The organism is Undibacterium sp. Jales W-56, from assembly GCF_025548535.1.
Lineage (GTDB): Bacteria > Pseudomonadota > Gammaproteobacteria > Burkholderiales > Burkholderiaceae_D > Undibacterium.
On sequence record NZ_JAJLQW010000003.1, the window covers coordinates 482,675 to 496,241 of the forward strand.

Sequence of the window (13,567 nt, forward strand, 5' to 3'; positions counted from 1 at the left end):
GTATTTATGTCCTCACCTTTTGCCGCACTCAAGAACGACACTTTTCTGAAAGCCCTATTACGCCAGCCGACCGATTACACCCCTTTATGGCTGATGCGCCAGGCCGGTCGCTACCTGCCCGAGTATCGCGCCACGCGCAAAGACGCCGGGTCGTTCATGAGTCTGGCCAAGAACCCGGATTTTGCGACCGAAGTCACTATACAACCGCTCGATCGTTTTGCGCTCGATGCGGCGATTTTGTTCTCCGATATCCTGACCGTGCCTGACGCGATGGGCCTGGGGCTGTATTTTGAAGAAGGCGAGGGACCGAAATTCGAGCGCCCGCTGAAAGACGAAAAAGATGTCCTCGCGCTGAAAGTCCCAGAGCCCGGCAGCCTGCAATACGTGTTCGATGCCGTGACCCAGATCCGCCGCACCCTGGACGGCCGCGTGCCGCTGATCGGCTTTTCTGGCAGCCCGTGGACACTGGCTTGCTACATGGTGGAAGGGCAGGGCTCACGCGAGTTTCATACCGTCAAGAGCATGATGTACAAGCGTCCCGACTTGATGGATCACATACTCAGAACCAATGCGAGCGCCGTTGCCAGCTACCTGAATGCGCAGATCGATGCCGGTGCGCAAGCCGTCATGATTTTCGACAGTTGGGGAGGCGCGCTCGCCGATGGCGCCTATCAGCGTTTCTCGCTCAAGTATATGCAAGACGTCGTTAATCAGCTACAGCGCGAAAAAGACGGTCAGCGCATTCCCGCCATCGTCTTCACCAAAGGCGGCGGCTTATGGCTGGAACAGATCGCCGGCATCGGTGCGGATGCGGTCGGTCTCGACTGGACGGTGAACCTGGGGCAAGCACGGGCCCGCGTCGGTGACAAAGTCGCCTTGCAAGGCAATCTCGATCCGGCAGTCCTGTTCGCCGGCCATGAGCAGATCCGCCAGCAAGTCATCAATACCCTGCAAGCCTACGGCACCCCTGGCGCGGGTCACGGTCACGTGTTTAATCTGGGACATGGCATCTCGCAATTTACCCCGCCGGATGCGGTCAGCGTGCTGGTGGATACGGTGCATGAATTTAGCCGCCAGCAGCGCCAAAATATGGCATAAACCCTATTTAAGACTTGTCTAGGTGATGGTGAATTCGCCATCACAAAATGATAAGTCTTGGCAGCGCTTGATATTTCGTCATGGTGCTGTGCAACACTGACTATCCATGCGCCTGCCAAGCCAGAATGATTGGCAGAATCAATGAAATAGGCGCAACAAAATCCTCATTTACATGCACACTTTCTGTTAGTTATGCACAAATATGAGGAGAATAAAAAAATCGCGAAAATTTATTTTCAAGACTTTATTCAATTTTGCAAGTCATTGATTTTAAAAGAATTTATTTTTGCTTTTAGAATGGGCAGTTTATGGAAACCCGCATAAAACCTAGCGCAAAGCCATGTCAATACACCTTTGTCCACAAAGTTATCCACAGAAACTGTGGATATGTCAAAAAGCACTTATGAAACCGTTAGTTAGCGCATATCCTCACGAGTTACATTAAGTTCGTGGAACATTGCATCCTCCAAATCGTGCTTGACACGCCCCTGGACAGCAGCTTCGATTATCGATGGCCGTTGCGCGAAACCGGGGCGGAGGCGGGCGCCCCCGCCGCACCCGGCCTGCCCCAGATTGGACAGCTCGCCTTGGTGCCATTTGGCCGTCAACAGGTCATGGGACTGATCGTCGGCATCAGCGATCGCACCGAGGTTCCCGCGGACAAGCTCAAAGATGCCCTAGAAGTGCGCAGCCAGCTGACCGCGTTGCCCGAAGCCTGGCTGGAGCTCTGCCGTTTCGCCGCCGACTATTACCAGCGTCCCTTGGGCGAGGTCGCCTTACCGGCATTGCCGAAGAATCTGCGTACTGCCAAAGTCAGCTCGCTGGAACGCAATCTCAAGAAAGTCGCCAAAGACGCCGTAGCGCAAGACAGCAACCCCAATCCCGAACCGGCGCTGAATGCCGGGCAGCAACAAGCGGTTGATGCCATCGCCAGTGCGCAAAAATTTTCGCCGCATTTGCTGTACGGCGTTACCGGCAGCGGCAAGACCGAAGTGTATTTGCAGGCCGCTGCCAAAGTGCTGGCGCAAAGTCCCGATGCGCAGGTTCTGATTCTGGTGCCCGAGATCAACCTCACGCCGCAACTAGAGAAGCATCTGCGTCAGCGCTTCTCCGGTATCCAGATCGCCACCTTGCACAGCGGCATGGCCGAAGGCGAACGGGTGCGCCACTGGTTGTCCGCGCATCTGGGGCAGGCCCGCATCGTCCTCGGGACGCGTCTGGCGATCCTGGCGTCGCTGCCGAATTTAAAAATGATCGTGATCGACGAAGAACACGATCCTTCCTACAAGCAACAAGAAGGCTTGCGTTATTCGGCGCGCGACCTGGCCGTCTGGCGGGCGCGCCAGCTCGATATTCCGGTCGTGCTCGGCTCCGCCACCCCGTCTTTAGAAAGCTGGCTGCACGCCAAAACATTGCGCTATCGCAAGCTCAGCCTGGCTGAGCGGGCAGTCAAAGACGCCGTGTTACCGGTCGTCAAGATCATCAATACCGAGCATGAAAAACCCAGCGAAGGCTTGACCCAGCGATTAGTCACCGCCATCCGCCTACGTTTAGAGAAAGGTGAGCAATCACTACTGTTCCTCAACCGGCGTGGCTATTCGCCCGTGATCGCCTGCGACGCCTGCGGCTGGATCAGCAACTGCACCCGCTGCACCGCCCATCTGGTCATGCACAAACTCGACCGCAAACTGCGCTGCCATCACTGCGGCTTAGAGCAGCGTATCCCAAGATCGTGCCCGACTTGCGGCAATATCGACCTACAACCGCTAGGCCGCGGCACCCAAAGAATCGAAGAAAGCCTGGCCCAGATTTTCCCCGGGGCAAGGGTATTCCGCATCGATGCCGATTCGACGCGGCTTAAAGGCAGTGCCGAAGCCGCCTTCGATACCGTGCATCGCGGCGAAGTCGACATCCTGATCGGCACCCAGATGGTCGCCAAAGGCCACGACTTTAAAAACCTCACGCTGGTCGCCGCGCTCAATCCCGACTCTGCCCTGTTCTCGCAAGACTACCGCGCCAGCGAACGCCTGTTCGCCCAGCTGATGCAAGTCGCCGGCCGCGCCGGCCGGGCCGCCCGCAAAGAAGACGGCAACCTCAGCGAAGTCCTGATCCAGACCCGCTACCCCGACCACCCGCTGTACCACGCCCTGATGGCGCACGACTACGACAGCTTCGCCAACGACCTACTGGAAGAGCGCGAACAGGCCGGCATGCCGCCCTTTATCTACCAGGCCCTGTTGCGTGCCGAAGCCAAACAGCTGCAAATCGCGCTCGACTTCCTGCACCAGGCCGCCGCCCTCGCCACCGATCCCGGCATCACGGTCAACGACCCGATTCCCATGACCATGACCCGCGTCGCCAACGTCGACCGCGCCCAGCTATTGGTCGAATCCACCTCCCGGCCAGCCTTGCAATACTTCGTCAAAAACTGGATCAGCGATCTGCGCGCCCTGAAGTCGCGGGTCAAGTGGTCGGTCGAGATTGATCCCGTTGATATTTAAGGCGATCAAAAACACCTAGCCGGACCCGCCCTATCCATGCGGGTCTTGCGGCATGTGCCTGAAGAAGCGCATGGATAGGGCGGATCCGGCTAGCAATGGCGTGAATAGAAACATGTCACAATCCGTTTACGCCGTCACGGCGACGGATCTGTCTAATCAGGGTGCATAAAATCGCTGTATTACCCATTTTTCAGCAGAGGATATATTGAACACAGCGGCGAACGCAGTCACCGTCATCCAGGTCAAAGTCAAGCCGAACGCCCGCGTCAGCACCCTGGAAGAAACCGGCACGGGCGTGTGGCTGGCCCAACTCAAGTCGCCGCCGGTAGATGGCAAGGCCAACGAAGAACTCATTGCACTGGTCGCCAGACGCTTCGCCTGCCGCAAGTCTGCGGTGTCCATCAAGAGCGGCGCTTCGGGCCGCATGAAGCTGGTCCGTATCGACAACAACTGAGTCCGCATCGCTTTCGGGTTAACAGAATGCGTTGCTGAAATTGCATTTTTCTGTTAACTTCGGATTTCGCAAATTAAAAAGCCTTAGCCTTAAAATGATGAACCAAAATAGCGTACAGCAAGTATTTCCCGTGTTCCTTGTAATTTGGGCGCTTCTTGGCGGCAGCGGTGCGGCATTTTTTTTCTTCAACCGAAACGCCGCATTGAAACGGAAGGTGCTTCCATTTTTCGTGGTGCTGGCCGGGCTACTCTTTCTTGGCTTCATATTCTATACAGACGCGTCAACGGAGTCTCTATACCTCGCAGTTCCCATGGTCACCCTCATCACCTTTCTTAATATACGCACCATCCGCTTTTGCGACGCTTGCGGCCGGACAGAGCGCAGTCAAAGTCCCTTTTCTTTACCTAAGTTTTGCTCAAAATGCGGCGCAGCGATGAAACAATAATTTAGGGAGAACGCCTTGAAAACACTGAAGCTGATCGCCCACGGCCTGACGGCTCTGTTGCTAGGCTCGCCGCTGGCAGTCCAAGCGCACGGCACCGCCAAGCCGGATCTCGTTTTTAGCGAGCTTGTCGCAGGCATGCCGCGTGGAGAGAACCAGGCGGTGCGGGTCTTCACGGCAAGCTTCAAACCGGGCGACAAGACGGTCTTTCACACGCACCGCTCGCCGGTGACCGTGTATATCCTGGAAGGCACATTCACTCTGGAGCTTGAAGGTCGCGCACCGGTTGTGGTGAAGGCCGGGCAAGCGTTTGTAGAACCGGCCAATGTCAGAATGACCGGATACAACAAGAGCGCCACGGAGGCATTGCGCCTGGTGATTTTCTACGTCAGTGAGCCGGGCACGCCGTTTCTCGACCCGCTGGAGTGAGGGAACTAATCCTCGTTACTGGGTTTTGAGCGATTTTCAACCCCGGTTAATTTTGCAAAATGAAAATTAAATCACGTTAGACGCCAAGGAGACATCATGACAGTTAAGCGTATGGACAACGTCGGCATCGTGGTGGAAGACATTAATGCCGCCATTGAGTTCTTCACCGAACTTGGTCTCGATCTCGAGGGGCGTGCCCCAGTTGAAGGAGACTGGGCAGATGGCGTCACCGGATTGCACGGCATGCGCGTCGAGATTGCCATGATGCGTACTCCGGACGGCCACAGCCGGCTCGAGTTGTCCCGCTTCCTCGTGCCGCCCGTTGTCGCCGATCACCGCGTCGCCCCAGTGAACGCTCTTGGTTACCTACGCGTCATGTTCACCGTGGAGGACATCGACGATACGCTCGTCCGGCTCGGCAAACGCGGCGCGAAGCTCGTCGGGGAAGTGGTCCAGTATGAAAACATGTATCGGCTCTGCTATATCCGTGGTCCCGAAGGAATTCTCATCGGGCTCGCCGAACAGCTCGGGCAGCAGACTTCCCGAGAGAATCCCATAGGACGTAACCGTTGAGAACTAAAGAAGTGGCGTCTAATCCGGCAATCGAGCGGCCTGCGCGAAAAGCCGCGCAGGCCGCTCACTTCTACGTTAGGTCTCGCACAGACCACACACTTTAGGAGAATTCATGTTTGATCACGTCAAATTCGGCGTCAGCGACTATGCAGCGAGCAAAACGTTTTTCCTCAAGGCACTCGAACCGCTCGGCGTAACGGTTGTCACGGAGTGGCCGCCGAACGGCGTCGAGCTTAGCCAGCCACAGGGCAAGGTCTCATTGTGCCTGCACCAAACCGAGGAGAAGCCGGCCCACCTTCACCTCGCATTCGTGGCTGAGAATCGCCGGCAAGTCGACGCTTTCTATCGCGCGGCGCTGGAGGCGGGTGGCGAAGACAATGGTGCGCCTGGTCTGCGCCCGCGCTACCACGCGAACTACTATGCCGCTTTCGTCATAGGACCGGACGGGCACAACATCGAAGCGGTTTGCCACGAACCCGAGGCCTTAATCCGCGTAGGTACGATTAGCGCAGCGTAATCGTACGTAGGTTGAAAGTCCGAATCACTTAAACGACCACCTGACCCATGTCCAATTATCGCCGCGCATTCCTACCCGGAGGTGTCTGGCGACGATTGACATGCGTGCGATTACGCTGCGCTAATCGCACCTACGTAATGGCCCAGCCTCTGCCTGCGGTTTTTTGCAGACGGGAATCCAGTTCGCTGCACATAACCGGTTTGCACATTTGCCGGATGGACAAGAATGCCATTTTTCCGTAAGCTGGCATGGTTGAAATTTTGCCTCATTCCATGTTTTGCTTAATGACTGCCAAGCCGCATCAATACTGGGTTTTGAGCGATTTTCTTACCCGGTTAATTTTGCAAAATGAAAATTAAATCACGTTATACCTCATGAACATTGCAGGCATTGACTACAGTTTTTTAGCTGCTAGCGACGTCCAAAGAGATGGTCTTGGCTTGGAGTGTTATCGCCACAGTGATGGCAATAAATAATTGGTATTAGAGGTTTTTCGCAGCGATGCTCTGCAGCAGTATCTTGTGACTCAGTTCGTTTCAGATTTGCCTCTGGAGTTACTTGAGTACGTGATTCAAATTTCGCGGAAGGAGCTGGGGACATATGTCGTATAACTCGTTGCTGAACCAGGACAAGCAACAGAGAGCTTGCCGCTTCGCGGCCCATGTTGCTCGCCTGTTAGCGCGGCGTTATGTGAATATAGCTCGAAAAATGGCTCTGTCGGCTAATTGTCGGGCGAAATTCGTAACCGACAAAGTAAGAATCTATGAATACTCATGGTTCACTTACGTTGGAGTATTTAAATGATTCTTAAACAGTTACGTATCAGCCGCCAACTCTCTCAAGAGCAATTAGCTTTGATGTCTGGTTTAAATGTTAGAACTATTCAGAGAATAGAAAGCGGTCAAAAACCTAGTTTAGAGTCTCTTAAATGTCTTGCGTCTGTGCTTGAAGTTGATGTTTCAACCTTAAACCAGGAGATATTTATGATTGACAAAAACACAGCTAATTGGCAAAACCTTCCATTTTGGCTTAAATGTTGCTTTTCCATGAACCTTCTAATTGCTCAACCCACCAGAAGCATTGCTAAAAGGGTGGAAATTTTGTCGCATATTAGTGGGTTTTTATTTTGTGCTCTAGGCCTAGTAAATCAGGTCGCGTTGGCTGGTGGTTTAATTATGCTTACAAACGCCTATTTATTTTATCTTCTGGTTTGGCAAGGGGATAAATATGGTATTTGGTATGAATCGCCAGAAGCAAAAAACACATAACAAGACGGTCGTCGGGGAATCGCCAATGACGATTCCTCTTTTTTTTAACTTTCTGGTGGCGGCGATCCCGAGACCTCTACGTTAGGCATAAGGGGAGATGAATGATCGTCACTGAAGAAAAAATAATTGAACTAAGCAAGATCAAAGTCCTACTGCCAATCGTGATTGCATGTGTATTTGTCGCAATTGGATGTCAGATGATTAATATGGATTCTGCAGAGATAGAGTCTCAGCCCGCGTAGGTACGATTAGCGCAGCGTAATCGTACGTAGGTTGAAAGTCCGAATCACTTAAACGACCACCTGACCCATGTCCAATTATCGCCGCGCATTCCTACCCGGAGGCACCTGGTTCTTTACTGTGAATTTACTTGAGCGACACCGCAATGATTTACTGGTACGCGAGATCGCATTGTTGCGGCAGGTGGTAAAGCGTGTCCGTCAGCGCTACCCGTTTCACATTGATGCCTGGGTGGTATTGCCTGAGCATATGCATTGCGTTTTCACCCTACCGCCCGGCGACAGCGACTTCAGCTTACGCTGGCGTTTAATCAAGAGCGGCTTTTCGCGCGCCTTACCCAAAACCGAATCCTTGTCCGCCGTGCGACAGGCGGCGGGTGAGCGGGGTATGTGGCAACGGCATTATTGGGAACACCTGATTCGCGACGAAGAGGATTATCAGCGCCATGTGGATTACGTGCATGTCAATCCGCTGAAACATGGCCTGGTGCAGCGTGTTGCGGACTGGCCGTATTCGACTTTTCATCGGGCGGTAGCGGCGGGGATTTATCCTGTGGATTGGTGTGGAGATGAATCGACCGGGGCGCCTGGTGACGATTGACATGCGTGCGATTACGCTGCGCTAATCGCACCTACGTAATGGCCCAGCCTCTGCCTGCGGTTTTTTGCAGACGGGAATCCAGTTCGCTGCACATAACCGGTTTGCACATTTGCCGGGTGGACAAGAATGCCATTTTTCCGTAAGCTGGCATGGTTGAAATTCTGCCTCATTTCAGGTTTTGCTTAATGGCTGCCAAGCCGCATCAATACTGGGTTTTGAGCGATTTTCTTACCCGGTTAATTTTGCAAAGTGAAAATTAAATCACGTTAGGTTTCTCTATGGCGCTCGTTGACGATCCCAAGGCCTTCATCGCCCGGATGTTTCAAATGGAGGTGAACGAAGGGCGAGGTGCGCATTGTCAGATCTTCCCAGAGGGAACCTCGTCCGTCCCCTTCAATTTGGGGTCTGGCGAGTTGGTGTATGCCATCTACAAGTTCAAGTACTACTTCACCAAAGACGCCCTGTACGTTTCCAGCCCCACAGGTCACTTTCGCATCGTGTGGAGTGAAGTCTCTGCTTGTTCAACCAAGCACGGAGACGGCAACAGGAAATCCAAGATCTCAACAGTTCAAGGTGAGTCTTTCGTCCTCGACATGACCGACCTCGCTAAAGGTTGGTCGGGTCGAATTTCGCAGCTCATTCACGGCATGATTGACCGGTGGGGTACGCCAGGAACGCTAGGTACGCCACCAATGACCATTGAGGAGTTTCTTGCCCACCCCGACGCCGAGGGTGCATTTGCGCCGAACCTCGAAGTACGCATAACTCTCACAGAATTAGCCGGGAACTATTTGCGTTGCGCGCCATGCCCCATGTCACACACGTCCTGCTAGTCCGCTCCGGAACTGAAGACGAGGAGCTTGCCGTTGCGTCTGTTGTCATCGTATCCAGTGCCGGCACAGAGGCATTTGCTCCATTCGCCGAACGCATGGGCGCTGATGGAGTAGTCGAAGCAGAAGAAGCTACTAGGTGCAAGATTCCGAATCTCACCAGAAGTCAGAACGTATACGAGGTTCTGTGGGATTGAGCGAGAAACCTAACCCTTCCATCGAGGGGACGTCCAACATCAGGCTTCGCCTGCTGTCGGCCGCCCCTCATGTCAAACGTTAGGCGGCGCCATTCCAAAGCCCGATATAACTTGACCGTCTTGTAAATAAAAACCATCTGAAACTTCCAGGATGCAAACATGAAAAAATCAGAAGCGAACCAGGGTCAGCCGGCATCGGAGCTGATCTCGAACAGAATCGCCGAACTCGGGGGCTGGCGCGGGGAAACCCTCAGCAAAATGCGTCAGCTGATCCAGGCAGCGGACCCTGATGTGGTCGAGGAGTGGAAGTGGATGGGCACGCCGGTCTGGTCGCACCACGGCATTATTTGTACCGGCGAATCCTACAAAGACAAGATCAAGCTGACCTTCCTCAAGGGGGCGTCCCTGAAAGATCCGGCGGGGTTGTTCAACGCCAGCCTCGACGGCAACGCACGCCGCGCGATCGACATCCATGAAGGAGAAGAAGTGGACGAGTCCGCCTTCAAGGCGCTGATTCGCGCAGCGGTTGCCCTCAACAGTGCCGGCAAGGCCAAGCCTGCGAAGAAAGCGAAGTCCTAGGGATTCCGACCTTGAACAGGGTCGACATCGGATCAGCCTGCGCAGGTATGATTAGCGCAAGGTAAACATATACTCCTACCATGTATTTTTTTAAATGCGCTTAAAACAATGCGGATTAAGGCATATTTATTGGTGCATTGTGGGGAGTATATGGTTTTGCCGATGTCGCCTGGCCTTGTCATCTTTGATCAGGCGACTGGCGGCATAGCCTGCGAAAGCACCCCCCGAAAATATCAATCGCGGTCAGCGATACCGACCCGCCGCACAGTAGGCGGCTGGATAGCGAGGATCGATCACGCGAGTTCGGATTCGCGCTTGAGCCGGCGTACCACTTCCCAATCCAGTTCGACCTCGCGTTTTTTTTCTAAAGCGTCGATGTGCTTGAGTTTTTTGTCTTCGATAAATTTGCCGGACAAAATATGACGCGGCTTGCTTGGTGCCGAGACGAAGCCGTTGCTTGCCCATAGCGAGCGGCGCAGTGTCGTGCCTGCCAGAATGCCGAAATCGTCGCCGCTGCTGACGCCTTGTTCCGCGACCACCGATTCGCCGGCCTTGATGTAGCGTGCTGCGTAGATCGTTGCTTTGGTGGCGATCCAGCGACCGACGTGGATTTCGCCATTCAGGCTGCTGATCTCGCCGGTGGCGCGCAAGCTGCCCCAGGTGCTGATGTCGCTCTGGCTGATCAGCGCGCCGGTTTCCAGATTGCCCTGGCAGGTCAGGCTGCCGGCGAACAGGCTGCCGGTGACGGTGATATCGGTTTCGCTAAAGACTTCGCCTTTGCAATTGCCGTCGCCGGCAATCAGGATTTCGCTGGCACTCAGATGACCGCCGATGTATTGGACTTCGATCACATCGAACACGTCGTCGAGCTGCACGCTGCCGTGACAGTCGAGCACATCGCAGGCCAGGTAGCCGAGCGCCTGGATGTCGCCGAAGCCGCCAAACATCTCTTGATGCGCGTCGCGTTGCAGGATCGCCGGATGCACAAATTGATCCAGGTAGCTGCTGCCGTCTTTAGCGGTTTTGGCCTGATCGAGTTCCAGCATGCGTGCCATCCACTCGGCGCTGCAGCCGGTTTTCAATAAAAACTCGACTTCGATATCGCCGCCGCAATCGAGCGCCTGACCGACGTACAGCGATTGCACGCGGATGTCGCCAGTGACGGTGAGTTTGCCGAGGCAAAAGACTTCTTCTGCTGCCAGATCGCCATCGACCAGCAAGTCGCCGCCGACCAGCAATTGGGTAGCGATCGTCAGGTCGCCCTGGATGTGCACGTCGCCGGTGCTGGCGAATTGCTTGCGCTTCAGGCGTTTGGATTGGAAAGGGATAGGGGCGATCAGCTTGGACATAGCGGCTTTCGAAAGGCAATGAAGTCGCTATTATCCCCGCAGCGTGCAGAACTTGGGAAGTTTCGTGATGGTTCGGGATCGATGCTACGGCTAAATGGGCCGTAGCGCAGTAATGCGGCGGGTGTTTTAGCGTGAGCGATTAAATCTTGATCGAAAAATGGCGCAGCTGCTCGTCATCTTCGCTGCGCCTTGCGGCTCTGCGCCGGGCGGTTTTTGCGCGGGTGTCGAACATCACCGCCACCGATGACGGCGCTCTGTCGTTGCGACGGCGGTCCCCGCCCTGACGCCGATCGTCGCCGCTGCGTAAGCTGCGCACGACTTCATTGGCCTCGGCAGTTTTGCTCTGTGCTTCGCCTGATTGCGGCGACGCAGCTGCACCGCCGGCGGTGCGCTGATCCGCTGGCAGAACCTGGGTAACACGGGTGAAGGGAAAAAGTTTCATGCTGGTTTGCTTAAAGATGCATCAATCGGTAACGGCAGATTTAGCCGTAACTTGAATTGGCTTTTAGTAGAAATACCCAAATAAGCCCGAAATTAGCTGGTTTTTCTAACAAAAACCGGCGATTTTGCTAGAGTTAGTCAGCAGGCCGGAGCGCTGCAGTTCCGATTGTCGATTACAATGCGCTAGCGAATTTTGTAACGAATTTCATCATGACCATGCACCTTCCAGACCTTCCCGCCGATATCCACGGCAGCTTGCCAGAACAGGCAATTGCGACCGCGACCCGCCATATTGCCGACATTCTGGCATTGGCGATCGAGCATGGGCCCTCCCATAAGGCGCTGATCGTGGCGGATACCGGCTGCGGTCTGACGCTGGCATTGAGCGCAGCCTATCGCCGCTGCCTGCCGGACGCGCAATATGTCGATTTCGATCAGGTCAGCCCGGATGAAATCCATGCGATTTTTGACGTCATGGCAGCATCCGACCTGGTGGTGCTGGTGCAGACCACCAGTTTCCGCCTCGATGCCTACCGGGTAAGGGTAGAGCTGTTCAAGCGCGGCCTGAAAGTGATTGAGCATTTGCACCTGTCGCGCCTGACCCAGACAGAGGCGCTGATTTATATCGATAGCCTGGCTTACGATCCTGCGTATTATCGCGGCGTCGGTCGCGCCCTCAAGCACAAGATCGATCGCGCGCAGAGCGCCGTAGTGGAGAGCGGCGAGGGCGCGCGCCTGGTGTTTGCTTCACCCCTGGAATCCGCCAAGCTGAACATCGGCGATTACACCGGCATGACGAATGTCGGCGGCCAGTTCCCGATTGGCGAAGTGTTCACCGAGGCGCAGGATCTGGAAGCGGTCAGCGGACGTGTGCGGATTTTTGTGTTCGGCGATACCAGCTTCTTAGTCAATCAACCTGCCAGGCCGATTACCCTGATCGTGGAAAAAGGCCGCGTCAGCGGCGTCGTCGATTCCACGCCGGAATTCGATCAGGTGCTGACCAATATCCGTGCCGTGGAAGGCGAAGTCTGGTTGCGTGAATTAGGATTCGGTCTGAACCGCGCCTTCTCGGCGCAGCGCACCGTGTGCGACATCGGAACTTATGAGCGCATGTGCGGCATCCATCTCTCGCTGGGCGCCAAGCATGGCGTGTATACCAAGCCGCAGCTCAAGCGCAAGGATTGCCGTTTCCATGTCGATGTATTTGCCGTGACCGAGGCGGTATTGCTCGACGATGAAGTGGTCTATCGCGACGGGGCCTGGATCACTTAATGCAGTCAGTACGGCATCAGGTACGGACATGACGCAGCAAGAGCAAAATCCGTTTATGGATATTCTCGATGCGGCGGTTCCATAAATAATTTTCCGGCGTTTTAAACGCATGCAGGGAACGCAGGTCCTTGATCTTGTCGTAGATGTTTTCAATCAGTTTGCCGGTGGGTTTGCCCGCCCAGCTCGCCAGATCGCTTTTTTCTATTCCTTCGTAGCCGGGAATGGTGTCGCGCCGGACTGAATCAAAATCAAAGCCGCTCGCATTCAGGCGATCAAATACCGCCGTAGAAAATGCCGGGATCACATCGGCAGGCGCTACCTTGTCCTGCACCACGCGAAAACATAAGCGCGAGTTTTCTTTGATCTCTTCGATCAAGGCGCGCACGTCGCCTTTGTTCTTGGCGCTGACGTCGCGAAACCATTGCATGGCTTTCGCCGCGGTCGAGATCACATTTAAAAATGGCAGGATGTTTTCTATCATGGGGCGTGAGGGTGGAAGCCGGAGTGTCCATAGCTTACGTAAAGATGATTTGCTTGTCTATCCGTTGCTATCCATTGCTGTCCATTACTGTCAATGGAGCAGAAGCGTGATGCGCCGGGTATTGGCCTGTCGCGGCGCGTCATTCACCGGTTTTTCGCCGCTTACCGAAGCCAGGCCGGCGTTCGCCGAAATCCGCGAGACATTGGATGACGGAGCGATTATCTTGAGCCTGTCGACGCAATGAGTGACTCAAAATTAATGACGGACGTCAGCCCGGTAATCGGCTAAATTCTGCG

The 13,567-nt window shown here is 54.7% G+C and carries 16 protein-coding genes; 13 read left to right on the plus strand and 3 right to left on the minus strand.

Annotated features, from left to right (window positions below; all coding sequences use genetic code 11):
• The first annotated feature begins 6 nt into the window (after positions 1-6).
• The 11 genes from hemE (at position 7) to LPB67_RS11420 (ending at position 9,728) form a co-directional block, all read left to right on the plus strand.
• On the plus strand, positions 7-1,098 hold the full coding sequence (gene hemE / locus LPB67_RS11370; protein ID WP_262837299.1) for a uroporphyrinogen decarboxylase: 1,092 nt from the start codon (positions 7-9) through the stop codon (positions 1,096-1,098).
• Between the two features lie 449 nt (positions 1,099-1,547).
• Positions 1,548-3,599: a primosomal protein N' gene (locus tag LPB67_RS11375; RefSeq protein ID WP_262837300.1), complete on the plus strand. Its 2,052-nt coding sequence runs from the start codon at positions 1,548-1,550 to the stop codon at positions 3,597-3,599.
• A gap of 205 nt (positions 3,600-3,804) precedes the next feature.
• Complete coding sequence (locus LPB67_RS11380) at positions 3,805-4,053, plus strand: DUF167 domain-containing protein (RefSeq protein WP_262837301.1); 249 nt, start codon at positions 3,805-3,807, stop codon at positions 4,051-4,053.
• A gap of 31 nt (positions 4,054-4,084) precedes the next feature.
• A complete protein-coding gene (locus LPB67_RS11385) occupies positions 4,085-4,498 on the plus strand; it encodes a hypothetical protein (protein ID WP_262837303.1) in 414 nt (137 codons plus the stop codon).
• Between the two features lie 15 nt (positions 4,499-4,513).
• Complete coding sequence (locus LPB67_RS11390) at positions 4,514-4,924, plus strand: cupin domain-containing protein (RefSeq protein ID WP_262837304.1); 411 nt, start codon at positions 4,514-4,516, stop codon at positions 4,922-4,924.
• A gap of 96 nt (positions 4,925-5,020) precedes the next feature.
• Complete coding sequence (locus tag LPB67_RS11395; RefSeq protein ID WP_262837305.1) at positions 5,021-5,497, plus strand: VOC family protein; 477 nt, start codon at positions 5,021-5,023, stop codon at positions 5,495-5,497.
• A 112-nt stretch (positions 5,498-5,609) separates the two neighbouring features.
• Positions 5,610-6,014, plus strand: a complete 405-nt coding sequence (locus LPB67_RS11400) for a VOC family protein (RefSeq protein WP_262837306.1) — start codon at positions 5,610-5,612, stop codon at positions 6,012-6,014.
• 800 nt (positions 6,015-6,814) lie between these two features.
• A complete protein-coding gene (locus LPB67_RS11405; protein ID WP_262837308.1) occupies positions 6,815-7,282 on the plus strand; it encodes a helix-turn-helix domain-containing protein in 468 nt (155 codons plus the stop codon).
• A 309-nt stretch (positions 7,283-7,591) separates the two neighbouring features.
• The gene (locus LPB67_RS11410; RefSeq protein WP_262837309.1) at positions 7,592-8,122 is read left to right on the plus strand and encodes an REP-associated tyrosine transposase; all 531 of its coding nucleotides are present in this window, start codon (positions 7,592-7,594) and stop codon (positions 8,120-8,122) included.
• Between the two features lie 278 nt (positions 8,123-8,400).
• Positions 8,401-8,955 (plus strand): hypothetical protein, encoded by a 555-nt coding sequence (locus LPB67_RS11415; protein WP_262837310.1) that lies wholly within the window; start codon positions 8,401-8,403, stop codon positions 8,953-8,955.
• 353 nt (positions 8,956-9,308) lie between these two features.
• Positions 9,309-9,728: a DUF1801 domain-containing protein gene (locus LPB67_RS11420; protein ID WP_262837312.1), complete on the plus strand. Its 420-nt coding sequence runs from the start codon at positions 9,309-9,311 to the stop codon at positions 9,726-9,728.
• Between the two features lie 293 nt (positions 9,729-10,021).
• Here the strand turns inward: LPB67_RS11420 and LPB67_RS11425 are convergent, their stop codons facing one another.
• Both LPB67_RS11425 and LPB67_RS11430 read right to left on the minus strand, forming a co-directional pair.
• On the minus strand, positions 10,022-11,077 hold the full coding sequence (locus tag LPB67_RS11425) for a hypothetical protein (protein WP_262837313.1): 1,056 nt from the start codon (positions 11,075-11,077) through the stop codon (positions 10,022-10,024).
• A gap of 139 nt (positions 11,078-11,216) precedes the next feature.
• A complete protein-coding gene (locus tag LPB67_RS11430) occupies positions 11,217-11,519 on the minus strand; it encodes a hypothetical protein (RefSeq protein ID WP_262837314.1) in 303 nt (100 codons plus the stop codon).
• A 209-nt stretch (positions 11,520-11,728) separates the two neighbouring features.
• On the opposite strand from LPB67_RS11430, the gene LPB67_RS11435 reads away from it, so the two are divergent.
• The gene (locus LPB67_RS11435; protein ID WP_262837315.1) at positions 11,729-12,790 is read left to right on the plus strand and encodes a hypothetical protein; all 1,062 of its coding nucleotides are present in this window, start codon (positions 11,729-11,731) and stop codon (positions 12,788-12,790) included.
• Between the two features lie 16 nt (positions 12,791-12,806).
• On the opposite strand, the gene LPB67_RS11440 is transcribed toward LPB67_RS11435, so the two are convergent.
• The gene (locus tag LPB67_RS11440) at positions 12,807-13,271 is read right to left on the minus strand and encodes a hypothetical protein (protein ID WP_262837316.1); all 465 of its coding nucleotides are present in this window, start codon (positions 13,269-13,271) and stop codon (positions 12,807-12,809) included.
• A gap of 109 nt (positions 13,272-13,380) precedes the next feature.
• On the opposite strand from LPB67_RS11440, the gene LPB67_RS11445 reads away from it, so the two are divergent.
• The gene (locus LPB67_RS11445; protein ID WP_262837317.1) at positions 13,381-13,515 is read left to right on the plus strand and encodes a hypothetical protein; all 135 of its coding nucleotides are present in this window, start codon (positions 13,381-13,383) and stop codon (positions 13,513-13,515) included.
• Positions 13,516-13,567 lie beyond the last annotated feature (52 nt).

What these genes read in the sequence shown, in the direction of transcription:
- LPB67_RS11415 (WP_262837310.1), top strand. Translation starts at nt 8,401, where the DNA reads ATGGCGCTCGTTGACGATCCCAAGGCCTTCATCGCCCGGATGTTTCAA.
- LPB67_RS11400 (WP_262837306.1), top strand. Translation starts at nt 5,610, where the DNA reads ATGTTTGATCACGTCAAATTCGGCGTCAGCGACTATGCAGCGAGCAAA.
- LPB67_RS11420 (WP_262837312.1), top strand. Translation starts at nt 9,309, where the DNA reads ATGAAAAAATCAGAAGCGAACCAGGGTCAGCCGGCATCGGAGCTGATC.
- LPB67_RS11445 (WP_262837317.1), top strand. Translation starts at nt 13,381, where the DNA reads ATGCGCCGGGTATTGGCCTGTCGCGGCGCGTCATTCACCGGTTTTTCG.
- LPB67_RS11440 (WP_262837316.1), bottom strand. Translation starts at nt 13,271, where the DNA reads ATGATAGAAAACATCCTGCCATTTTTAAATGTGATCTCGACCGCGGCG.
- hemE (WP_262837299.1), top strand. Translation starts at nt 7, where the DNA reads ATGTCCTCACCTTTTGCCGCACTCAAGAACGACACTTTTCTGAAAGCC.
- LPB67_RS11425 (WP_262837313.1), bottom strand. Translation starts at nt 11,077, where the DNA reads ATGTCCAAGCTGATCGCCCCTATCCCTTTCCAATCCAAACGCCTGAAG.
- LPB67_RS11435 (WP_262837315.1), top strand. Translation starts at nt 11,729, where the DNA reads ATGACCATGCACCTTCCAGACCTTCCCGCCGATATCCACGGCAGCTTG.
- LPB67_RS11405 (WP_262837308.1), top strand. Translation starts at nt 6,815, where the DNA reads ATGATTCTTAAACAGTTACGTATCAGCCGCCAACTCTCTCAAGAGCAA.
- LPB67_RS11395 (WP_262837305.1), top strand. Translation starts at nt 5,021, where the DNA reads ATGACAGTTAAGCGTATGGACAACGTCGGCATCGTGGTGGAAGACATT.
- LPB67_RS11430 (WP_262837314.1), bottom strand. Translation starts at nt 11,519, where the DNA reads ATGAAACTTTTTCCCTTCACCCGTGTTACCCAGGTTCTGCCAGCGGAT.
- LPB67_RS11410 (WP_262837309.1), top strand. Translation starts at nt 7,592, where the DNA reads ATGTCCAATTATCGCCGCGCATTCCTACCCGGAGGCACCTGGTTCTTT.